Origin of the sequence: uncultured Oscillibacter sp. (assembly GCF_947654275.1) — a bacterium.
Classification (GTDB): domain Bacteria; phylum Bacillota; class Clostridia; order Oscillospirales; family Oscillospiraceae; genus Oscillibacter.
The window spans coordinates 1-20,189 of record NZ_CANTJS010000034.1 but is presented as its reverse complement, the minus strand read 5'-3'; the positions used below and the strand labels follow the sequence as shown (position 1 = coordinate 20,189).

The following is a 20,189-nucleotide window of genomic DNA, read 5'->3' as shown; positions in this document are numbered from 1 at the left end:
TTGAAAATGTAAATAGATATGGCAGTTAATTTTTTGTAAAGAACATAAACCCGCTGAAATTTCCGGAAACTTCGACAAATTATGTCAAAAATGTACAGACCCATCGAGACGGGGTTTTCCGGAGCAGTGAGGCAGCCGCCGGAACCGGAGCAAAAAAATCCCCTTCCCGAAGAGGGAAGGGGATTTTGGGGCGGCTGGTTTTACCGGGTCACCTTGCAGGCGAGCTGTTCCAGGACCTCGGTATGCTCCAGAGGGCAGAAACGGAGGTCCGCCTCCTGGAGCTTGGGCAGCTCCAGCAGCAGGCGGCAGTCGGAGAAGTTGGTGTTGTAGAGGCTGAGGCGGGTCAGCTGTCTGCATCCGCTCAAAAAGGAGAAGTCCTGCACCTGCGTGGCGGAGACGGTGAGGCTTTTCAGGTTGGGCAGCTTCTTCAGGGCGGACCAGAAGGCGGCGTCCTCAATCAGGATGCGCTCCACCAGCACAGACCGCAGCGCGGTCATTTTCTCCACGATGGACCAGTCCTCGAGATCGAAGTAATAGGGCGGTGGCGGAAAGTGTTCCCCCGGCGGGTAGATGTAGGCCAGGTCCCCTTCGATGGCCCGCCGGGTGCCGTAGCGCAGTTCCAGCTTCAGGCTTTTCAGCCGGCCCAGGTCCTTTCCCCAGTCATAGGCGGTGGCGGGCTGGCGGTTGAAGGCCTCCTGAACCAGCAGGGCGATGAAGGGATGGAGGGGGATGCCCGCCTCAGGCCTGGGCTGCTCCATGCCCAGGTCCTTTTTCTGGTGGGCCAGCAGGGCCAGCCGGTAGGGGCCCTGACCGGAGGGCTTATAAACCCGGGGGGCGGGCAGACGGCTTTCCCGCTGGATGGGGTCGCTGCGGTTCCGTTTGGCGGGGTCCTGAGGGGGCTCCGGCCGGGCGCGGCGCTGGATGATGCGGAGATCCTGCCCGCCTTTGGAGCCGAGATGATAAAAGTACAGGGTTTCTCCGTCGCCGCTGAGGCAGGCGCCCAGCCAGCCGGATTCTTTTTGCGCCAGGGGGCGGCTCCGGGCCCGCAGGGTCAGCCAGTCGGCCCCAGCGGCGGAGAGCTCCGTTTGAATATTGGTCTCCCAGGCATAGCGCCGCCTGCCGTGCCAGCCGCAGCCCTCCTGAAACAGCATCATCCGCAAAAAATCCTCCAGATGGTCCGCCCACTTCTCACAGGTGACGCAGACCTCCTCGCGGCAGCCGTAAACCGGCGGGTCCGGCACGCCCTCCAGCAGGTCCCGGAGGCGGTATCCGGCGGACCAGCCTCCCGGCGCTTCTTTCCGCCAGAGGAGGACGTGGTTTTCCGCCAGCTCCCCCCAGCGCTCCCGGGGCAGCCGCCGGAGCTGAGAAAGGGAGGTCCCGCCGTCCTCGTCCTCCCGGTCCGGGGACCGGGCCTCCAGTGCAGATTCCAGCAGCTCAAAGGAGGAACGGATGGCCTTCGGCTCCGGGACCTGACGGACGCAGGCACAGACGGGGTCCTTGCCGTAAGAACACAGGAAGTCCCGGTAGACCGGGGGCAGCTTCACGCCCAGACGAGTCTCCGCTTCCTGGATGCCGCCCTCTGGAAAGCCCTGATGTTCTCCCTCGCAGAAAAAGTCCATCAGAGCGGAAAGAGGCGGATCGTATTGAACGGCCATAGAGAGATCACCTCGTGCAATGTCGAATATGGAAACAGCATAGCACAGATTTTGGAAAAGCGCAAATGTTTGAGGACGGTTCTTACGGCAATTTTCAAACATAGCCGGCCCCTGCAAATTCCAGCAGGGGCCGGCCCGTGTGTCAGAAAATTTCAGGAGCTTCCGGGAGCGCACACACATACTCCGGCGTATCCGGAGGCGACATGGCGCCGGTGAGGCCGTCGGGGACTACAGCGCCAAGGAGATGGGTGGAGAACCCGGCGGCGTCCTCGATCAGGATTTGCTCCGCCTCGGAGAATTCCCGGAGCGCCGCCAGAAATGCCTGGGAATCTGCGTCGAACTGGGCTTTGAGAATGGCGGACAGGGGGGTGCGGAAGTCCGCTTGGGCGTCTCCCGTGGCCAGGAAGCAGGAGATGACCATGGAGTCCCGCCGCTGCTGGTCCTCTCCCACGGCGGCCTCCGCCAGAGCCTCCATCAGGGGGGCGAACCAGTCGGAGCCGTACATCCAGCGGCCCAGAACGCCCCAGTTGTCGGCGGTGGCTTCCCCCACGCAGCTCAGCAGGTCCATGCCGTCCACATCCTCTGGCCGGGACATCAGGCCCAGGACCATCCGATGGAGCCGCTCGTTCCGTTCCACATAGCCATAGTCCACCTCGGGGACTTCCTCGAAGCTGCCGTCTACGGTCTCGTGGCCGAAATAGTCTGTCACAAAGGCCGCCGCCGCTCCCGCAGGGGCCAGCAGCTCCAGGTGCTCCCCGGCGTCGCATTGCTTCTGGAGCTCCGCGTAATGCTCGGCGGCGGGCTTGCCGCTGTCGGGGAAGTAGAGGGATTGACTGCCGGATTTGTCTATCCACCGGTCCACGGCCCAGATGCCGCCCTCGCCCTGCCGGGCGGGCTGGCGAAGAAGGAGCTGATAGTAAATGCGGGTGTCGCCGTCCTTGACAAAGTAAGGATAGTACCGCAGGCAGACGGAGTCCTCTTCCTCCGCCCTCCGGCTCAGGAAGTCCTGAACGGTGAAGGGCTGGAGGCCGTTCCGCTCCAGAAAGTCCGCCTGCACCCGGGGGCCCAGCTCGTTCAGCTTCTCCCAGAGCTTCCAGTCCTCGCTCTCGATGTCGATTTCTCCGCCGGGACGGTAGAACTGCACGTCTGTGGGGCCGGTGAGGGCGTAGTACCGCTCTCCGTCGGCGGCGAAGACCCGGGCGTGGTCTCCGTCGTAGTTGATGTGCTGCTCAAGGGCCGCCTGGTCCATGGACAAAAAGCCGAAGAGGAACCCGGCTCCGCCGCCGAAATCCTGTTCCGCCGCCTCATAGGAGGCCTTCTCATAGACGGAGATCAGGGGCTTCCAGCTCTCTGACCCGTCGGGGAAGTCCGTGTCCACCCGGAGCAGGTCCAGATATTCGTTGGGCAGGGCGGCTTTCAGCCCGCCGAGGTCGTAGAGGGTCACGTTTTCCTCCTCCGGGGTACCGGCGATCTCAGGAGGGGGAGACGGGGGGATGTCCGGGCCCTCCGCCGGGGGCGCGGAGGTTCCGCCGCAGGCGGTCAGGGTCAGCAGACATGCCAGAGCAAAGAGGGACAGGCGTTTTGAAAACGTCATGTGAGCACTTCCTTTCTGTGTTCAGATGCCCGGCCTGCGTGTCCGGCCGCGGCGGAATGCTTTCTGAAAACAGTATGGCGGTTTTCGGCCGGGAAGAAACCACAAAAGCAAAACAAATGGTAACAAACCGGAAACTTTGCCCGTTTCGCTTTCTCCTGTACTGATGCGAAATCTGCTTTCGCAGGGAATCACCGGCCCGGCAGGGCCCCGCGAAAACAGGAAAACCTCCCTTTTCAGATTGGTGTTGCTGAAAGCGGCTTTGCTAAACCATTTTTTAAACTATCTAAAGCGGACAAGCATCCACTTGTGGATGGCTGCTCAGTAAATCCGGATTTTTAACTAAATATTTTTGATAAATATTCATCTATATCAGCTCTTGAGTGAAAGACATAAATGTTTTTTTCGCTTTTATATCTATCAAGCAGTTCATATACAATTGGCAATTCATTTTTGGGAAAATCAATAATCCATTGTCTGAATTCTTCATCAAATTCTGTTTCGATCCATGGCATATCTACACGTTGCCTGCCTATGCGTGATTCTGCTCCAGCCAAACATTCCTCTGCCGGAAAGTCCAGTAAAAATATAGTTTCACACGATTGAATACGCATTTCAAGTGTTCTTCCATAATTTCCATCAATAATCCATTTGTCCTGTAAAACAATTTCTTTTAATTTCTCGTCAAATATATTTCTGTCAACAGTTGTCCTGTCAGGCTTGTGCCATAACATATCAAGATAATATAAAGGCAAGTGAGCCTTATCGCTCAGTGTTCTTGCAAATGTGCTTTTTCCTGCCCCTGGACAACCAATTATGATTGCTTTTTGAAACATAAAACGGTTTCCTCCAAAACGGACGGTCTGTTTTTGATAAATGACGATTTGTTGAGTCAATTATAACACCGGACTCCTGCCGTATCAATATACCTTTGTAGAAATCGCCGGAGTTATATTTCAGCAACGCTTATTAAAGAGAAGGGAAAACTCCGCTGTTGTGAATCCCGGCGGGATGTGGTATACTTTATAAATTACAGTAAAATTTTCAGGGCGAGTCCCCGGACTCTGCCATTCCGCTGTTTTGGGAGGTTTTCGATATGAAGCTCATGGTGATTGACGGCAACAGCATTTTAAACCGGGCCTATTACGGCATCCGGCCCCTCAGCACCAGGGAAGGGCTGTACACCCACGCCATTTTCGGCTTTCTCACCACCCTCCTGCGCCTGATGGGGGAGGAGGAGCCCGACGGGCTCTGCGTCACCTTCGACGTCCACGCCCCCACATTCCGCCACAAGGCCGACGCCGCCTATAAGGCCACCCGGAAGCCCATGCCGGAGGAGCTGCGGATGCAGGTGCCGGTGCTGAAGGAGGTTCTGGACGCTCTGAACATTCCCCGCTATGAGCTGGAGGGCTGGGAGGCCGACGATCTCCTGGGCACCATCTCCCGCAGGTGCGAGGGGCAGGGCTGGGACTGCGTGGTGGTCACGGGAGACAAGGACAGCCTCCAGCTGGTCACGGAGCGCACCAAGGTGAAGCTGGTTTCCACCCGCATGGGGCAGACCACTACCGTGGACTATACCCCGGAGACCTTCCGGGAGAAATACGGCTTTGACCCCATTCATATGATTGACCTGAAAGCCCTGATGGGAGACAGCAGCGACAACATCCCCGGCGTCAAGGGCGTGGGGGAAAAAACCGCCATGGGCCTCGTTCAGATGTACGGTTCCATCGGCCATCTATATGACCATATGCCGGAGATTGTCACCGCCCCGGAGACCCCCGCCAAGCCCGGCGTTGTGAAAAAGCTGGCGGAGGGGGAGGCGGACGCCCGGCAGTCCTACTGGCTGGCCACCATCGTCACCGACGCGCCCCTGGACTTCGAGCCCCAGGCCAACCTGCGGCAGGCCCCCGGCCCGGAGGCCTATCCGCTGTTTTTGAAGCTGGAATTCACCAGGCTCATCGAGCGCTTCGGCCTGACGCCGGCCAGCGCCGCCCCTGAGAAGCGGAAGACCGCCGACGTTAGCGTGGAACGGGTGACAACGCCGGAGCAGGCGGAACGGCTGCTGACCCTCTGGAGGGCGGCGAACCATGTGTCGGTGCTGGCGCTGCCGGATTTTGCCGGCGTGGGGGTCTTCTGCGGAGCCGGGGACGGAACCGCTATGATGGCGGAGCTGTTATTCGAGGGGTATCAAGGGGACTGGAACAGTCTGCTGGCGGCGCTCTTTTCAGAGGAGGTCAAAAAGGTCTCCCACAACGTCAAGGACCTGACGAGGGACCTTCTGGAGAACGGCCTTCCGGCGGAGGGCTTCGTCTTCGACACGGCCCTGGCGGCCTATCTGCTGGACGCCACGGCGGGGAGCTATGACCTGGACCGGCTGTTCGTCTCCCACTTCAGCGAGGAGCTGCCCAGGCCCCTCTATCTGGACCCGGACGCCTTCTCCCTCCTGGGGGACAGCGCCGCCGCCGCGGCCTCGCTGGACAGCTATGTGACGGCGGTGGAAGCGCTGTACGGCCCCCTCTCGGAAAAGCTGGAGTCCTTGGGCCTCCGGGAGCTGTATGACACCGCCGAGCTCCCCCTGTGCCGGGTGCTGGCGGAGATGGAGCGGACGGGCTGCCGGGCGGACGCCGGGGCCCTGGCCTCCTTCGGTGAGATGCTTTCCGCCCGGATTGCGGAGCGGGAGCAGGCCGTGTACGGCCTGGCGGGGGAGACCTTCAACATCAATTCCCCCAAGCAGCTGGGTGAAATTCTGTTCGGAAAGCTGGGCCTGCCCCACGGGAAGAAGACGAAAACCGGCTGGTCCACCAACGCCGACGTGCTGGAAAAGCTCCGCTGGCAGGCCCCCATTGTGGACGCCGTGCTGGAGTACCGGCAGTATACCAAGCTGAAATCCACCTACGCCGACGGGCTGCTGAAGGCCATTGACTCCGACGGACGGGTGCGGACAAACTTCCAGATGACCGTCACCGCCACGGGCCGTCTCAGCTCCACGGAGCCCAATCTGCAAAACATTCCCACCCGGACGGACCTGGGCAGCGAGTTCCGCCGGATGTTCACGGCGGAGGCGGGCTGTGTGCTGGTGGACGCGGATTATTCCCAGATCGAGCTGCGGATTCTGGCCCACATCGCCGGGGACGAGGCCATGCGGTCGGCCTTCCTGGCAGGGGGCGACTTCCACGCCGAGACGGCGGCCAAGGTCTTCCATGTGGCGCGGGAGGACGTGACCCACGAGATGCGCCGCAGCGCCAAGGCGGTGAACTTCGGCATTGTCTACGGCATTTCCGCCTTTTCCCTGAGCCGGGACATCGGCGTGTCCGTGGCCGAGGCCAGGGAATATATGGAGGCCTATTTCGCCACCTTCCCCGGCGTGCGGAACTATATGGAAGCGGTGGTGAAAAAGGCGCGGGATACGGGCTTTGTGGAAACCCTGTTCCACCGCCGCCGGGAGCTGCCGGAGCTCAGCGCCTCCAACAGGAACATGCAGGCCTTCGGTGAGCGGGTGGCCCTGAACATGCCCATCCAGGGCACGGCGGCGGACGTGATGAAGCTGGCCATGGTGGCGGTGTGGAAGCGGCTGAGAGCCGAGGGGCTGGAGGCCCGCCTGGTGCTCCAGGTTCACGACGAATTGATTGTGGAGTGCCCCGAGGCGGAGGCGGAGACCGTGGCCGGGCTGCTGGAGGAGGAGATGGAGAACGTGGTCCGTCTCAGCGTCCCCCTGACGGCGGAGGCCCATTGGGGGAGGAACTGGCTGGAGGCCAAGGGCTGAGAGCTGAGAGTGAAGAGTGAGGAGTGGAGAGTAGAGAGATGACCAGAGAGGAACAAAGGCTGATTCGGGAGCTGAAAAAGCCCCTGGGGAAAACCTGCAAAGAGATTGGAAAGCGGCGGGGCTGGAAGACCATTGCCGGGGAACAGTATCGGGAGCGGGACGGGATGCTGTATATGCTGATTGTCAGCATCCCGCCTGTAGACTGTGGGAAAATGCTGAAAATGAATATCAGATGCAAGCCCCCGGCGCTGGATGAAGTGTATTGGGACGTTTTCCACATTGCGGAGGAGGCGGAAAAACAGCCGTTCAGCTTCCATGTCAACGGAGCCTTCACCGCGCCGTCCCTGTGGCTGCCGGTCCAAAAGCTGCCCCTTCCGGGGCCGGAGGCACTGGAATCCGTTGTGGAGGCCATTTTTGACCGTACAGAGGAGCTTGTAAAGGAACATACATTTCCCGATATTGCCTCCTATCGGGCCCGGCTGGAGGCGGACAGCCGCAGCAGGAGTCTGGAAATCATCCTCTGTCTGCTCTGCGAAGAGAAGTACCCCCAGGCCATGGAGCTGATCGAGAAAAGTCTGCTTGAGGGAGAGCGGGGAGGATTTCTCCGTGAGAACGGACGGCGGAGTATCATGGAGGACGCCCGGGAGTATTGCGCCGCCCGGCTGGAGGGACAGGCGTGAGGACGCTGTACCTGATTGGCGGCCCCATGGGCGTGGGCAAGACCGCCGTCTGCCGTGCGCTGCAAAAGCGGCTGGAGGGCAGCGTCTTTCTGGACGGGGACTGGTGCTGGGACAGCCATCCCTTTCGGGTGACGGAGGAGACGAAGGCCATGGTGCTGGAAAATATCTGTTTTCTCTTAAACCAATTCCTTCGCTGCTCCGCCTATCAGCATGTCATTTTCTGCTGGGTGCTCCAAAGGCAGGAGATTTGGGATGCGGTGCTGTCCCGGCTGGACATGGATGACTGCCGCGTCCGGGCCGTCTCCCTGGTCTGTGCGCCGGAGGTCCTGTCCGCCCGCGTCCGGGGAGATATCCGGGCCGGACGGCGGGATGAGGCCGCCCTGGAGCGGAGCCTGTCCTATCTGCCGCTGTACGCCGCTTTGGATACGGAACGGCTGGACGTCTCCCGCCTGACGCCGAAGGAAGCGGCGGCGCGGCTGGAGGTGGGGGTATGAAGCGTCTGATTGTGCTGCTGGGGGTGGCGGGGGTGTCTCTTTCCGCTGTGTTCGTCCGCTGGTCCACGGCCCCGTCTCTGGTCCTGGCCTTTTACCGCATGGCCTTTTCCGCGCTGCTGCTGGTCCCCCTGGCCGCTGCCCAGAGGGAAGCGTTTCGAGCCGTCCGGCGGCGGGAGCTGCTGCTGAGCCTCATCAGCGGGGCTTTTTTGGGCATTCATTTCGCCTGTTACTTCGAGTCCCTCCGCTGGACCTCCATTGCGGCGGCGGTGGTGCTGGTGGATACGGAGGTTTTATTTGTGGCTCTGGCCTCGGTGCTGCTGTTTCGGAAGAAACTGGGAGGCAGGGCATGGCTGGCGGTGCTGCTGGCCTTTGGGGGCAGCGTCCTGGTGGCTCTGGCGGACGCCGGAGAGGGAGGAACCGCCCTTCGGGGGAATCTGTTCGCCCTGGCGGGGTCGGTGTGCATGGCGGTTTACACCATGCTGGGGGCGGTCTGCCGCCGGAGGCTCTCCACCACGGTGTATACGGTTCTGGTCTATTGCTCGGCGGCGGGGACGGTGCTGCTGACCGCCCTGGGCAGCGGGACGGCGCTGACGGGCTGGGGCCCGGTGAACCTGGGCTGTGCCCTGGGCATGGCGCTGTTCTGCACCCTGCTGGGACACAGCGTGTTCAGCTGGGGCCTCAAATATCTGCCGCCGGCCTTTATCGCCACGGCCAACCTGCTGGAACCGGTGCTGGCCGCGGTATGGGGGCTGTTCCTGTTCAGCGAGCGGCCGGGGCCGCCGGTTCTCCTGGGCGGCACGGCCATTCTGCTGGGCATTGTCCTGTACAGCCGTGGGGAGACAGAATGAACTGAATGATAAACGGAGGTTGATGGGTATGAAGCAGCGGCGGCCTTTGCCCTGGAAGCGGCTTCTGCTGGGGTTCCTGGGCGTGTTTCTTCTGGTGCGGCTGTACATGGAATATCTCTGGATTGCGGTGTTCTTTTCCATTTTTCTGGCGATGGTACTGGGACGGCTTCTGTGGGATTTTGTTCAGGAGGGCCGCAGAAGAAAACGGCTGGAGCTCCAGCGGCTGGACGGGGAACAGCGCGAACAGGCGCTCCGCCGGGACGCCTGCGCAAACGCCCGCTATGGCGGTACCGAGCGGCAGACGGTGGAGGCCTGTATCCGTGAGACGTTCGGTTCCATCGCCTGCACCGTCTCCCTGACGGAGCCGGGAGGCCCTGAGATCGACGCGGCCCTGATTCCGCCGGACCGGGTTTCCCCTTACTGGCGGGCGGTGACCATCGGCGCGGGGGCCTGCGCCGCCGGGGAGACCCGGATGGAGCTGGCCCTGCTGGTTATGCCGGATTGGGAGGAGAGGGAGGACTGGCCCCTGCGGGTGCTGCGGGACGCGGTGCGGAGCTTCCTGATTGTCCAGGGCCAGGCCCATCCCGGCATGACCTGCCGGAGCTTCCACCTGACCAGCCGGGGCTTTGCCGGGGCGGTGCTGCTGGAGGACCTGTCCAGTCAGTACCCCCTGGAGCCCCTGACCCTGCTCCCGACAGGGGAGACCCTGCGGTTTTACTGGCTGACGCCCCTGCTGAAGCCGGAATGGCGCTATCTGGAGCAGCGGGAACGGGGCTATGCTGCTCTGGTCCGGCGGCTGGCGTCCATCGACCCGGCGGTTCCCGTCCGGCGGCTCTGTGAGGAGCTGGACGAGGACCCGCCCCGGGCCTCCTGTGTGGACCCGCAGACCTGGTTTCAGGAGGACATCGCCCCCTTTGTCTGCACGGAGAGCGGGGGCCGCTGGTGCCTGGGGCTGGACGCCGGGGAATACTGCCGGGAACTGTTTCTGCGGGCGGGCCTCAGCGGCACCGGCTGGGATTGGGAGCGGCTGGCCCGGGCGTATCTGAGAAGGTATCAGCCTGACGACGGACCCTTTGTAGAGTACGCCTGTGAGGAACGGGTGTTTTTCGCCGCGTCGGAGGACGGAGAGATCCTGCGCCGGATGGCTCTGGGTCTCTCGGACCTGCTGCGGTATGAGCCGGACCGGATTTTGGCGCTGCTGGTCCCGGCGGAATCAGTGAGGAAAGGAACGTTTTGATGAACACAAGAGCTGAACAGCACAAAAAAGTCCGGATTGTCCCCATGAACGGGGACCATCTGGACGAGGTGGCTGCGCTGGAGCGGGTCTGCTTCCCGGATCCCTGGTCCCGGAGCATGCTGGCGGAGGAGCTGGACAACGCCCTGTCCGCCTTTCTGGTGGCCCTGGATGAGACCGGGGCCGTGGCGGGCTACGCCGGTTTGCAGGTGATATTGGACGAGGGATACATCCTGAACATCGCCGTCCGGCCCGACTGCCGCCGACAGGGAGTGGCGGGGCAGCTGATCCAGGTCTTTCTGGACTTTGCCCGGGGGAACCGGCTGGCCTTTTTGACATTGGAGGTCCGGGCCTCCAATTACGACGCCATTGCCCTCTATGGGAGCCGGGGGTTCCGGGAGAGCGGACGGCGGCGGAATTACTACGAGCACCCCAGGGAGGACGCCATTATCATGACCCTGGACCTCTCCGGGGAAGGAGGCGCGCCATGATGGAGCTTCGGACGGCGTCGCCGGAACAGGTAGAGCTGGTCTATGAACGGGACATGAAAAGCGCCTTCCCCCCTGCGGAGCTGAAGCCCCTGGCCAATATTCAGTCCATGTGCCGGGACGGCTGGTACCGGCCCCTGTGCCTGTTTGACGGCGAAGAGATTGCCGGGGAGTGCTTCCTCTGGCTGGGACATCCCGGCTGGGCCCTGCTGGACTACCTCTGTGTGGCCGCCGGCCTGCGGAATCAGGGGCTTGGGGCTGTCATGCTGGAGGAGCTGCGGCGGGCGGAGCGGGAGACCGTGGTTTTGGGGGAGAGCGAGGCCCCGGAGCACGCCCCGGACCCTCCGATGGCGGAACGCCGGCTGGGCTTTTATGCCCGGAACGGCCTGCGGACCGCCGGATATGATACGGATATTTTTGGGGTCCATTATAAAACGCTGTATCTGGCCCCCGGGCCCGTGGACGATGAGGCTCTGATGGCGGAACACCGCTTTATCTATCAGAACCGCTTCCCCAGGCGGAAATATGAACAGTTTGTCCGGATACCCAGGGACCCGGCGGCAGGGCCGCTTCCCAGGGTGCCCTGGGACGAGAGCTGAATGAGGAATTAGGAGTTAGGAATTAGGAATGACTGAAATGATGGAACGATTCCTAATTCCTAATTCCTCATTCCTAATTCCTGGAAGTTCCTAATTGAAAAGGAGTGTGGGATATGAAAATACTGGCATTTGAATCCTCCTGCGACGAGACCGCCGTGGCGGTGGTGGAGGACGGGCGGAGGGTGCTGTCCGACGCCATTGCCTCCCAGGCGGATATGCACGCCCTGTATGGCGGGGTGGTGCCGGAAATCGCCTCCCGGAAGCATGTGGAGGTCATCGGCGCCCTGACGGAAAAGGCCCTGGCGGACGCGGACTGCACCCGGAGCGATATCGACGCTGTCGCGGTGACCTATGCGCCGGGGCTGATCGGGGCGGTGCTGGTGGGGCTGAGCTTCGCAAAATCCGTGGCCCTGGGCCTGGGGGTGCCCCTGATTCCCGTCCACCATATCCGGGGGCACATTGCCGCCAACTACCTGGCGTTTCCGGAGCTGGAGCCTCCTTTTCTGGCGCTGGCCATCTCCGGCGGAAACACCCTGCTCATCGACGTGGCGGGCTACACCGACATGAGGATTTTAGGCGGCACCCGGGACGACGCCGCGGGGGAGTGCTTCGATAAGGCCGCCCGGGTGCTGGGCCTCAGCTACCCCGGCGGCAGGCCCATGGACGAGCTGGCCCGGACGTCTCCCGGCGGCGTGTACAAGCTGCCCCACGCCAAGGTGGACGGCGCGCCGCTGGACATGAGCTTTTCCGGCCTGAAGACGGCGGTGGTGAATCTGGCCCACCACGCGGAGCAGGTGGGGGAGCCCCTGGACCGGGGCGCCCTGGCCCGGGATTTCACCCAGGCTGTCAGCGAGACCCTGGTGCCCCGGACCATGGAGGCGGCGCGGCAGACAGGCCGGAAGATCATCGTTGCCGCCGGCGGCGTGGCGGCCAATACCTTTATCCGGGCGGATTTGGAGCGGGCCTGTCAAAAAGAGGGCCGCAGGCTGTACCTGCCGCCCCTGAAATTCTGCGGAGACAACGGGGCCATGATCGGCGCCCAGGGCTATTATGAGTACTTGGCGGGCCACACGGCGGGGATGGAGCTGAACGCCTATGCCACAAAAGAGATAGAAGAGTGAAGAGTGGAGAGTGGAGATAAAACAATGTATCTTCACTCTCCACTCTCCACTCTTAACTCTCCCACCGGCACCGCTCCAGGTCCACCGTGCCGTCGGGACGGAAGGCGACACCCTCCGCCTCCAGCAGGGCCCGCTGGGCGCCGGGGGCGCAGATGTCAAAGACGGCCTTGGTGCCGCCGAAGCGGTCCACCACCCGATGGCAGGGAACAGAGGGGTCCCGGCAGTCCGCCATGGCGTAGCCCACTGTCCGGGCACAGCGGGGCATTCCCGCCAGCCGGGCAATCTGGCCGTAGGTGGCTACCTTCCCCGGGGGAATCTGCCGGACGATATCCCGGAAGCAGGCGAAAATATGGCCGCTCATCGTTCCCGCACCTCGTAGAGGTCCGTCCGCCGGGCGGAGAGGATGGGGAGCTGGGCCCGGACGGCGCTGACGCGGGAGAAATCCAAATCCGCATACAGCGTGGTTTCCTCCGCCCCCGCCTGACAGAGCACCGTCCCCCAGGGGTCCGCGGCCATGGAATGACCATAGGCCACATAGGAAGCGCCCTCGTCCCTGGCAGGGGAGACGCCAACGGTGAAGCACTGATTGTCCACCGCCCTCTGACGGAAGAGAAGGTCCCAGTGGGCGGGGCCGGTGGTCATGTTGAAGGCGGCGGGAACAAAGATGCACTGGGCCCCCCGGAGGCACATGCACCGCGCCAGCTCCTCAAAGCGGAGGTCGAAGCAGATGCAGAGCCCCATCAGGCCGAATTCCGTTTGGAAGGTGGTGATGCTCTGACCGGAGGAAAAGGTATCGGACTCTTTGAACCGCTGGCCTCCGGCTACGTCGATGTCGAAGAGATGGATTTTCCGGTGCCTGGCAAGGACCTCCCCCTGCCGGCCGTAGACATAGCAGGTGTTGTAGACCCGTTCACCCTCCAGCTCCGGAAGGGAGCCGCCCACAATGTACATGCCCAGCTCTGCCGCCAGGGCGGAAAGGGCCCGCTGGGCAGGGCCGCCCGCGGCCTCACCGAAGGCGCGGAAGCAGGCGTTGTCATAGGGACAGCAGAACATCTCCGGCAGCACGGCGATATCCGCGCCCCGCTGTCTGGCGTCCCGGATGTTCCGGCAGGCGGTTTCGATGTTCCGCGTCTTGTCCGCCGTCACCGGCATTTGAATCAAAGCGGCCCGCATGGCGCACCTCCTTATGATGTCAATGATGTCAGGTGTATTCCCGCAGCACCAGGTCTGTGGCGCCGCCGTCGGGAGAGGAGACCAGGCGCAGGACCTGCGGATGATGCCCGTAATGCTCCCGGATGAAGTCCCGCAGAGCCGTGCCGCCGTGGCAGCCGTGAATCAGCCGGAGGCGGTAGGCGCTCCGGCCTGTCCGGCGGAGCAGGGCGTCCACCGTCACCCTGGCCTGATAGGTATTTTTTCCGTGGAGGTCCACGGTAACGACGCCGGGGCCCATAGGCGTCCCCCTTTCGACAGAAACTGAACATGGTTTGCTTACAGCTATTGTATCACAGCGAAAGCCGTGTTACAATACAGAAAACCAATAAGGAGGCCCAGCATATGGCAGTTTATACCGAGACAAAAACCTATCACACCAAGGCCCATATGGGCATGATCGACGTAACGGAGGATTTCCAGAGCGCCGTGACGGCGGCCTGCCGGGAGCACGGCATTTCCGCCGGCACCGTTACCGGCTTTACCACCGGCGGCGTGGCGGGGCTGACCACCCTGGAATTTGAGCCGGGTATGGTAAATCACGACCTGAAGGCCGCTCTGGATGTGTTCTCGCCCTATCTGGACGAGCAGGGCCGGGTGGTGCCCTACTGGCACCATGAAACCTGGCACGACGACAATGGTTCCTCCCACATCAAGGCGGCGCTGCTGTCCCCCTTCATCACCGTGCCCTTCGTGGAGGGGAAGATCACCGTGGGGCCCTGGCAGAATTTGACCCTGGTGGAGTGCGACACCCGGAACCGGGTGCGGGACATCGTGTTTCAGGTGATGGGGGAATAGGAGAACGGAGAGACGCGGCGCTTTGGGCGGCGTCTCTCCGGATGGTTCCGAACCCCCTCCGGTTATTTTTATAAAGGAGTGAACTGCGATATGAACAGATATGGTTCTTCCTTGATGGCGCTTTGCCTGATGTTTGCCCTGATACTGCCGGCGGAAGCCGCGGAAGCTGAAAGCTTCCAGGATGTGCCCGCTTCTCACTGGGCGTACCAGCAAATCAGCGAGATGACCAGCGAGGGTATCATCACGGGCTATGGAAACGGCAAGTATGAGCCGCAGAACTCTGTCTCCTACGGTGCTTTCAGCGTACTTGTCGCCAGGGCTTTCTATGCGGAGGACATGGCCGAGTACATGAGGGTCAACAATGTGTCTGCTAGTACCAAAACTGGCGTTGCTATTCTCAACCTACATGGTGCTCTGGCTGGCACCCGCATTGAGGGTAAGCCTGACTATGAAGCTGGCAACATGCTTACTCGCGATGATATGAGCGTCATCATGTATAATGTCCTGCGTGACACAAGTGCTCCCCTTCCCAGCGATTCCGAGATGTATTCTGCGGAAAGTGCTATCAAGGACCTTTCCAGCATTGATTCTTCCCGGCGCACAGCGGTTGCCGCCTGCTACTCTTTGGGACTGCTGACCGGCCGGAGCGACGGAACATTTGGCCCTGTTGCTAATATGAACCGTGCTCAAGCCGCCGTGGTGCTGAGCCGGCTGCGGACTTACATTCGGGAGAATGGCGGAAACTCCACCCCGGTGGAAATCCCGACGCAGAAGCCGGTTGAAACGCCTGTTGAGCAGCCCAAGCCGGAGAAGCCGACTGTGACTGCCCCCGAAGTCACCGATGGTCCCCTGTTTAAGATGTTGGACGGCGAGAATGCCCAGCAGATGATGGACCGCATCAATGCTTCCACGACCTACCAAGAGGGCTGCCTGACCAATGGCAAGCCTATTACAGAGGAGAACATCAAGGAGCTGTTGGCAAGGTTTGAGGAAAGCATGCCTCATGGGACTACTTGGACCGAATCATTCTTGTATAGTTCTCCCAAGTTCGGAAGCGTCCATGCATGTAGCGCTTTCGGCGCTGCTATCAGTGATGCACTTTTTGATGAGACCGCTCCTCTGTCTCGACACCAAAATTTTTCTCAGCTTAAAGCTGGTGACGTTGTGTGGATGAAAAATACTGCAACGGGGTACTATCATGCATTTGTTATTGCCTCTCTCGACCCTCCTCGCGGCAGACCCAGCACCTACCACACTACTTACGAAGGAAACGTCTCTGGTAAGGTTTATTGGGGAGGCGCACTTGACCCTAGCGTTTTCGATCTACCTGAGGTGGCATCAGACACTTGGATTTACTCCAGATACTAAATGCTGATTGATCCTGCGATGAACGAAAGCCGCCTTCCCCGGGCAGCTTCCGTTCTTTGCTCCGGTTTTTTGCTGGGGACAGTCAGACAGGAAAAGGCCCGAGACAGCCAGCCGCTGCCTCGGGCCTTTTTGGTTTCATTTTGCCATGTTTGCCGGTTTTGCGGGGGAGAGGGAGATCAGCCCTTCACCAGAGAGGCGATCTCGTCGGCAAAGTTTTCCTGCTTCTTCTCGATGCCCTCGCCCTTTTCAAAGCGCACGGCATTCTTGAAGGCGATGGTTCCGCCCAGCTCCTTGGCCGCGTGGGCGATATAGGCCTCCACGGTGCCCTCGAACACGTCGGCACGGACGGTGTCCTGCTGGAGCAGGCAGTTCTCGGCATAGAACTTGTTCAGCTTGCCCATGACAATCTTCTCCCGGACCTGAGCGGGCTTGTTGGCCATTTTGGGGTCGTTTTCCATCTGGGCCAGCATGACCTTCTTCTCCTCGTCCAGAACCTCCTGGGTGACCTGAGCCTTGTCCCAGAAGCGGGGATTCAGAGCGGCGATCTGCATGGCGATGTTCTTGCCCAGCTCGGTGACCTGCCCGGCAGAGAGGCTGGTCTCCAGGTTCACCAGCACGCCGATCTTGCCGCCGGCATGGACATAGGGCACGGACACGCCCTCGGTATAGAGCGCGAAGCGGCGGACCTTGATGTTCTCACCGATGACCAGAACCATCTCCTGCTGCTGCTGGGTGACGGTGAGGTCGGTGTCCAGATACTTGCAGGCCATCAGAGCGTCCAGGTCGGCGGGATTGGCCTTGGCGGCGGTGGCGGCCACGCCTTTCACAAAGTCCACAAATTTCTCGTTTTTGCCCACGAAGTCGGTTTCGGCGTTAACCTCGACCACGACGCCCACGCCGTCGATCACAGCCGCGTAGGCCATGCCCTCGGCGGCCACGCGGCCGGCCTTCTTCACGGAAGCGGCCATGCCCTTTTCACGCAGCCACTCCACGGCCTTGTCCATGTCGCCGTCGGTGGCCACCAGGGCCTTCTTGCAGTCCATCATGCCCACGCCGGTCATTTCGCGCAGGGTCTTCACATCAGTTGCGGTAAAAGCCATAATTGCTTTCCTCCAAATCTATATCGTATCGCTTATTCAGCGGCGGGTGCCTCAGCAGCGGGAGCCTCCTCGGTCTGCTCGCCTTGCCGGCCTTCCAGGACGGCGTTGGCCATAATGGAGGAGATCAGCTTGATGGCACGGATGGCGTCGTCGTTGCCGGGGATCACATAGTCGATTTCATCGGGGTCGCAGTTGGTGTCGGCAATGGCCACCACGGGGATGCCCAGCTTGTGGGCCTCGGCAATGGCGTTGCGCTCCTTGCGGGTGTCGACAATGAAGAGGGCGCCGGGGAGCTTCTTCATGTCCTTCACGCCGCCCAGGTACTTCTCCAGCTTGGCAATCTCGCCCAGGTGCTTCATGACTTCCTTCTTGGGCAGCATGTCAAAGGTGCCGTCCTCCTGCATGGCCTTCAGCTGGTTCAGCCGGTCCACGCGGGTGCGCATGGTCTTGAAGTTGGTCATCATGCCGCCCAGCCAGCGGGCGTTGACGAAGTACTGACCGCAGCGGCCTGCCTCCTCGCGGATGGCGTCCTGAGCCTGCTTCTTGGTGCCTACAAACAGCAGGGACTGGCCGCTCTCGCTGAGCTGGCGGACGAAGCTGTAGGCCTCTTCCAGCTTGCGGACGGTCTTCTGAAGGTCCACGATATAGATGCCGTTGCGCTCCGTGTAGATATAGGGAGCCATCTTGGGGTTCCACCGGCGGGTCTGGTGGCCGAAGTGGACGCCCGCCTCCAGCAGGGCCTTCATGGATACGACGCTTGAATTTGCCATAGTTTGAGTTCCTCCAATATGATTTAGTTTTGACCTCCGGCGGCTTCATCCTCTCCGCTAACCGTTCCCCCGGCGGGGGCGCGGCACAAACGGAAAGTCGACACACCGTGCGGAATGCTGAAATAGAATACCATATAAAAACTGCCAATGCAAGTATTTTTTCCAATTTTTTTGTTCTTTTTGTTCCGGCCATCAGTTTTGGGCCCGAAACGGCCCTTCGGCAGGGGAGAAACCGGAACGGCGGGGAGACTCCGGCCCCTCAGTGGGGCCGCACCAGCGTGACGGCGCACAGAGCCAGCGCCGCCGCGCAGGCCCGGTCCACCGCCTTGCGGTGGTTGACAAAGAGCTTTTGCAGCGCCGCTCCGGCGAAGAGCCACACCAGATTTGCCAGGGGACCGGTGAAGGGCATAAACAGGCCCACCGCCAGCAGCGCCCGGAGGGAACGGGTATAGGGCAGGACATAGGACGCCAGGGCCATGAGGCAGAAAATCATCACCTTGACGTTGGTGAGATTGACCAGCAGGCCCGACAAGAAGCCGGGAGCGCTGGAGACCTGCCCCTCCGGGCCGGAGGAGGCGCGCAGGGTGTGCCACGCCATCCACAAAAGATAGACCGCGCCCACCCAGGACAGGGCCCCCACATACTGGTTCAGCAGCGTGCCCATCAGCCATGTGGCCAGCACCGCCGCCATGGACACCAGGAAAAACCCGGTGAACAGGCCCCGCCACTGCCGGAGGGCCGGGCCCTTGCCGTAGCGCAGGGCGGTGGACAGGGAACAGAGGTTGGCGGGGCCGGGGGTGATGGCGCCTACATAGCAGTAGAGCAGGAAAGAGGGCAGCAGGGAAGCCGGCATAGGGACCACATCCTTTTTTGAGATGGTTCCATCATACCAGCAAAAAATATATTTGAAAAGTGAAAGTTTTTCAAGTATGATATTTGCAAAATCAATGAAAGAGAGGCGGGACCGATGGAGCTGAAAAATCTGCGGACCTTTCAGACCGTGGTGGACCAGGGGAGCTATCAGCGGGCGGCAGAACGCCTGGGCTATACCCAGTCCACCATCACCGTCCAGATTCAGCAGCTGGAGGAGGAACTGGGGGTTCCGCTGTTTGAGCGGATGGGCCGCAGGATGGTGCTGACGGAGGCGGGGGAACAGGCGCTCTGCCAGGCCCGGGACCTGCTTCTGGCGGCGGACAGGCTGCTGGAGCTGGGCCGGAGGGACCGGGAGCCCTCGGGGACCCTCCGGGTGGACATGGCGGAAACGCTGCTGTGCTATCAGATGCAGCCGGTGATTCGGGCTTTCCGGGAGCGGGCGCCCCAGGTGCGCCTGGTTCTCCGCAGCCGGAACTGCGTGCGCATCGCAGAAAACGTCCGGACGGGAGCCTGCGACCTGGGGGTGGGCTATGACATGGACTGGAACCGGGACGCCCTGGAGGTGGAGTCCCTGGGGGCCTATGACATCGTTCTGCTGGCCCCGCCGGACTTTTCCGCGCCGGACTTTGTGACGCCGGGGCAGAGGAAGGAGGCCTCTCTTGTGACCGACGAGCCGGACAGCATTTTCCGCCGCCGGCTGGAGGCCTATCTGCGGGACCGGGAAATCGAGCTGGATGTGACCCTGGAGCTCTGGAGCATTGAGACCATCAAGCGCTGTGTCATGAGCAACCTGGGCTTTACCTACCTGCCCCGCTTTGTGGCCCGAGAGGAGCTGGCGGACGGGCGGCTGGTGGAGCTGAAGGCCCCCATATCCGGCGTGCCGGCCCCGGCCCTGTGCGCCTGGCGGCGGGGGCGGTGGGTGACCCCGGCCATGGAGCTGTTTTTGAATCTTTTGCGGGAGCATCTGCCTGTTTCGGACTGCTAAAGCGGCAGCGCTTTCCACGTTTTTCCCAGGATGTGCAGCTCTTCGTCATGGGCGGAGAGCATCCAGTGGGTGAGGGACTCTCCGCGGGTGCACAGGCAGGCCTTCAGAGGGGAGTCCTCGATCTGGTAAAAGCCCGGGTCCGGACAGATGCCGGTCTCGTCCCAGCGGGCATGAAAAAGGGCGGCGTCCGGCAGGGCTTCGCTCCGGTCCTGCGGGAAGCGGGAGGGGAGTCCGCTGAAACAGAAGAATGCCGTGCCCTCAAAACGGAGCTCCAGCATCTGCCCCATGCTCCCGTTATACAGCTGGTCCGGCATGGCGGTTCCGTGCCGGCCTTCCCATGCCGCCACGGCTTCCCGGTGGGCCCGGCCGCTGACCGTTGTGTATACCGAGACGGAGAGACGGCCCTGTCCCCCCTGGTAATTAAAAATTTCATCGCTGGCGCTGAGTTTCCAGGGGACCTTTACGGGGATTCGTTTCATAAGACCATCGCCTCCGGGACCATGATAGCGCGGTCCCGAGGGGCTGTCAAGCCGTGGCTTCTTTCGTCCCTTTTGAGAAATGTAGGAGTACAATACATGTAGGACATTAAAGGAAGAAAACAGTAGAAGGATGA

Annotated in this window: 21 protein-coding genes; 11 read left to right on the top strand and 10 right to left on the bottom strand. The window is 61.5% G+C overall.

All coding sequences use genetic code 11. The features are described 5' to 3' along the window. Positions 1 to 200: 200 nt before the first annotated feature. The 3 genes from Q0063_RS09900 to Q0063_RS09890 all read right to left on the bottom strand — a co-directional run bounded on the left by Q0063_RS09900 (position 201) and on the right by Q0063_RS09890 (position 4,142). Complete coding sequence (locus Q0063_RS09900) at positions 201 to 1,655, bottom strand: hypothetical protein (protein ID WP_297871817.1); 1,455 nt, start codon at positions 1,653 to 1,655, stop codon at positions 201 to 203. Positions 1,656 to 1,797: 142 nt separating this feature from the next. After that, positions 1,798 to 3,249 carry a hypothetical protein gene (locus Q0063_RS09895; protein ID WP_297871816.1) on the bottom strand — a complete coding sequence of 484 codons (1,452 nt, stop codon included), beginning with the start codon at positions 3,247 to 3,249 and terminating at the stop codon, positions 1,798 to 1,800. A gap of 335 nt (positions 3,250 to 3,584) precedes the next feature. Then, positions 3,585 to 4,142: an adenylate kinase gene (locus Q0063_RS09890; RefSeq protein WP_367180357.1), complete on the bottom strand. Its 558-nt coding sequence runs from the start codon at positions 4,140 to 4,142 to the stop codon at positions 3,585 to 3,587. A 200-nt stretch (positions 4,143 to 4,342) separates the two neighbouring features. Here Q0063_RS09890 and polA point away from each other — a divergent pair, with 200 nt between their 5' ends. From polA to tsaD, 8 genes are all read left to right on the top strand, one after another. Next, on the top strand, positions 4,343 to 7,009 hold the full coding sequence (polA, locus tag Q0063_RS09885) for a DNA polymerase I (protein ID WP_297871815.1): 2,667 nt from the start codon (positions 4,343 to 4,345) through the stop codon (positions 7,007 to 7,009). A gap of 38 nt (positions 7,010 to 7,047) precedes the next feature. Further along, complete coding sequence (locus Q0063_RS09880; protein WP_297871814.1) at positions 7,048 to 7,689, top strand: hypothetical protein; 642 nt, start codon at positions 7,048 to 7,050, stop codon at positions 7,687 to 7,689. After that, positions 7,686 to 8,183, top strand: a complete 498-nt coding sequence (locus Q0063_RS09875) for an AAA family ATPase (RefSeq protein ID WP_297871813.1) — start codon at positions 7,686 to 7,688, stop codon at positions 8,181 to 8,183. Before Q0063_RS09880 ends, Q0063_RS09875 begins: the two co-directional genes overlap by 4 nt. Continuing rightward, complete coding sequence (locus Q0063_RS09870) at positions 8,180 to 9,031, top strand: DMT family transporter (protein WP_297871812.1); 852 nt, start codon at positions 8,180 to 8,182, stop codon at positions 9,029 to 9,031. Before Q0063_RS09875 ends, Q0063_RS09870 begins: the two co-directional genes overlap by 4 nt. Before the next feature lie 28 nt (positions 9,032 to 9,059). Beyond that, on the top strand, positions 9,060 to 10,268 hold the full coding sequence (locus Q0063_RS09865; RefSeq protein WP_297871811.1) for an Imm51 family immunity protein: 1,209 nt from the start codon (positions 9,060 to 9,062) through the stop codon (positions 10,266 to 10,268). Further along, positions 10,268 to 10,756 (top strand): ribosomal protein S18-alanine N-acetyltransferase, encoded by a 489-nt coding sequence (gene rimI / locus Q0063_RS09860; RefSeq protein WP_297871810.1) that lies wholly within the window; start codon positions 10,268 to 10,270, stop codon positions 10,754 to 10,756. The genes Q0063_RS09865 and rimI overlap by 1 nt, the downstream gene beginning before the upstream one ends. Beyond that, on the top strand, positions 10,753 to 11,352 hold the full coding sequence (locus tag Q0063_RS09855) for a hypothetical protein (protein WP_297871809.1): 600 nt from the start codon (positions 10,753 to 10,755) through the stop codon (positions 11,350 to 11,352). Before rimI ends, Q0063_RS09855 begins: the two co-directional genes overlap by 4 nt. A gap of 113 nt (positions 11,353 to 11,465) precedes the next feature. Then, complete coding sequence (gene tsaD, locus Q0063_RS09850) at positions 11,466 to 12,473, top strand: tRNA (adenosine(37)-N6)-threonylcarbamoyltransferase complex transferase subunit TsaD (RefSeq protein WP_297871808.1); 1,008 nt, start codon at positions 11,466 to 11,468, stop codon at positions 12,471 to 12,473. Between the two features lie 52 nt (positions 12,474 to 12,525). Here tsaD and Q0063_RS09845 read toward each other — a convergent pair whose 3' ends face one another. Genes Q0063_RS09845 through Q0063_RS09835 form a run of 3 tightly spaced genes read right to left on the bottom strand, consistent with a single transcriptional unit; the run spans position 12,526 to position 13,923 of the window. Beyond that, entirely contained in the window at positions 12,526 to 12,834 is a 309-nt protein-coding gene (locus Q0063_RS09845; RefSeq protein ID WP_297871807.1) for an MGMT family protein, read from the bottom strand. Continuing rightward, positions 12,831 to 13,646 (bottom strand): carbon-nitrogen hydrolase family protein, encoded by an 816-nt coding sequence (locus Q0063_RS09840; protein ID WP_297871806.1) that lies wholly within the window; start codon positions 13,644 to 13,646, stop codon positions 12,831 to 12,833. The genes Q0063_RS09845 and Q0063_RS09840 overlap by 4 nt, the downstream gene beginning before the upstream one ends. A gap of 28 nt (positions 13,647 to 13,674) precedes the next feature. Continuing rightward, complete coding sequence (locus Q0063_RS09835; RefSeq protein ID WP_297871805.1) at positions 13,675 to 13,923, bottom strand: Smr/MutS family protein; 249 nt, start codon at positions 13,921 to 13,923, stop codon at positions 13,675 to 13,677. Positions 13,924 to 14,027: 104 nt separating this feature from the next. Here Q0063_RS09835 and Q0063_RS09830 point away from each other — a divergent pair, with 104 nt between their 5' ends. Beyond that, on the top strand, positions 14,028 to 14,480 hold the full coding sequence (locus Q0063_RS09830) for a YjbQ family protein (protein ID WP_297871804.1): 453 nt from the start codon (positions 14,028 to 14,030) through the stop codon (positions 14,478 to 14,480). A gap of 90 nt (positions 14,481 to 14,570) precedes the next feature. Beyond that, on the top strand, positions 14,571 to 15,848 hold the full coding sequence (locus tag Q0063_RS09825; protein WP_297871803.1) for an S-layer homology domain-containing protein: 1,278 nt from the start codon (positions 14,571 to 14,573) through the stop codon (positions 15,846 to 15,848). 176 nt (positions 15,849 to 16,024) lie between these two features. Here Q0063_RS09825 and tsf read toward each other — a convergent pair whose 3' ends face one another. From tsf to Q0063_RS09810, 3 genes are all read right to left on the bottom strand, one after another. Further along, positions 16,025 to 16,948, bottom strand: coding sequence for a translation elongation factor Ts (tsf, locus tag Q0063_RS09820; protein WP_297871802.1), 924 nt, complete (start codon positions 16,946 to 16,948; stop codon positions 16,025 to 16,027). Positions 16,949 to 16,980: 32 nt separating this feature from the next. After that, the gene (gene rpsB / locus Q0063_RS09815; protein WP_297871801.1) at positions 16,981 to 17,718 is read right to left on the bottom strand and encodes a 30S ribosomal protein S2; all 738 of its coding nucleotides are present in this window, start codon (positions 17,716 to 17,718) and stop codon (positions 16,981 to 16,983) included. A 259-nt stretch (positions 17,719 to 17,977) separates the two neighbouring features. Beyond that, complete coding sequence (locus Q0063_RS09810; protein ID WP_297871800.1) at positions 17,978 to 18,571, bottom strand: LysE family transporter; 594 nt, start codon at positions 18,569 to 18,571, stop codon at positions 17,978 to 17,980. Positions 18,572 to 18,685: 114 nt separating this feature from the next. Here Q0063_RS09810 and Q0063_RS09805 point away from each other — a divergent pair, with 114 nt between their 5' ends. Continuing rightward, on the top strand, positions 18,686 to 19,576 hold the full coding sequence (locus Q0063_RS09805; protein WP_297871799.1) for a LysR family transcriptional regulator: 891 nt from the start codon (positions 18,686 to 18,688) through the stop codon (positions 19,574 to 19,576). Here the strand turns inward: Q0063_RS09805 and Q0063_RS09800 are convergent. Beyond that, complete coding sequence (locus tag Q0063_RS09800) at positions 19,573 to 20,055, bottom strand: hypothetical protein (protein ID WP_297871798.1); 483 nt, start codon at positions 20,053 to 20,055, stop codon at positions 19,573 to 19,575. The genes Q0063_RS09805 and Q0063_RS09800 overlap by 4 nt on opposite strands. Between the last annotated feature and the right edge of the window lie 134 nt (positions 20,056 to 20,189).

Excerpts from the sequence above, each read along its gene's own strand:
- Q0063_RS09900 (WP_297871817.1), bottom strand. The coding sequence starts at position 1,655 with ATGGCCGTTCAATACGATCCGCCTCTTTCCGCTCTGATGGACTTTTTC.
- Q0063_RS09895 (WP_297871816.1), bottom strand. The coding sequence starts at position 3,249 with ATGACGTTTTCAAAACGCCTGTCCCTCTTTGCTCTGGCATGTCTGCTG.
- polA (WP_297871815.1), top strand. The coding sequence starts at position 4,343 with ATGAAGCTCATGGTGATTGACGGCAACAGCATTTTAAACCGGGCCTAT.
- Q0063_RS09880 (WP_297871814.1), top strand. The coding sequence starts at position 7,048 with ATGACCAGAGAGGAACAAAGGCTGATTCGGGAGCTGAAAAAGCCCCTG.
- Q0063_RS09870 (WP_297871812.1), top strand. The coding sequence starts at position 8,180 with ATGAAGCGTCTGATTGTGCTGCTGGGGGTGGCGGGGGTGTCTCTTTCC.
- Q0063_RS09865 (WP_297871811.1), top strand. The coding sequence starts at position 9,060 with ATGAAGCAGCGGCGGCCTTTGCCCTGGAAGCGGCTTCTGCTGGGGTTC.
- rimI (WP_297871810.1), top strand. The coding sequence starts at position 10,268 with ATGAACACAAGAGCTGAACAGCACAAAAAAGTCCGGATTGTCCCCATG.
- Q0063_RS09855 (WP_297871809.1), top strand. The coding sequence starts at position 10,753 with ATGATGGAGCTTCGGACGGCGTCGCCGGAACAGGTAGAGCTGGTCTAT.
- tsaD (WP_297871808.1), top strand. The coding sequence starts at position 11,466 with ATGAAAATACTGGCATTTGAATCCTCCTGCGACGAGACCGCCGTGGCG.
- Q0063_RS09845 (WP_297871807.1), bottom strand. The coding sequence starts at position 12,834 with ATGAGCGGCCATATTTTCGCCTGCTTCCGGGATATCGTCCGGCAGATT.
- Q0063_RS09840 (WP_297871806.1), bottom strand. The coding sequence starts at position 13,646 with ATGCGGGCCGCTTTGATTCAAATGCCGGTGACGGCGGACAAGACGCGG.
- Q0063_RS09835 (WP_297871805.1), bottom strand. The coding sequence starts at position 13,923 with ATGGGCCCCGGCGTCGTTACCGTGGACCTCCACGGAAAAAATACCTAT.
- Q0063_RS09830 (WP_297871804.1), top strand. The coding sequence starts at position 14,028 with ATGGCAGTTTATACCGAGACAAAAACCTATCACACCAAGGCCCATATG.
- Q0063_RS09825 (WP_297871803.1), top strand. The coding sequence starts at position 14,571 with ATGAACAGATATGGTTCTTCCTTGATGGCGCTTTGCCTGATGTTTGCC.
- tsf (WP_297871802.1), bottom strand. The coding sequence starts at position 16,948 with ATGGCTTTTACCGCAACTGATGTGAAGACCCTGCGCGAAATGACCGGC.
- rpsB (WP_297871801.1), bottom strand. The coding sequence starts at position 17,718 with ATGGCAAATTCAAGCGTCGTATCCATGAAGGCCCTGCTGGAGGCGGGC.
- Q0063_RS09810 (WP_297871800.1), bottom strand. The coding sequence starts at position 18,571 with ATGCCGGCTTCCCTGCTGCCCTCTTTCCTGCTCTACTGCTATGTAGGC.
- Q0063_RS09805 (WP_297871799.1), top strand. The coding sequence starts at position 18,686 with ATGGAGCTGAAAAATCTGCGGACCTTTCAGACCGTGGTGGACCAGGGG.
- Q0063_RS09800 (WP_297871798.1), bottom strand. The coding sequence starts at position 20,055 with ATGAAACGAATCCCCGTAAAGGTCCCCTGGAAACTCAGCGCCAGCGAT.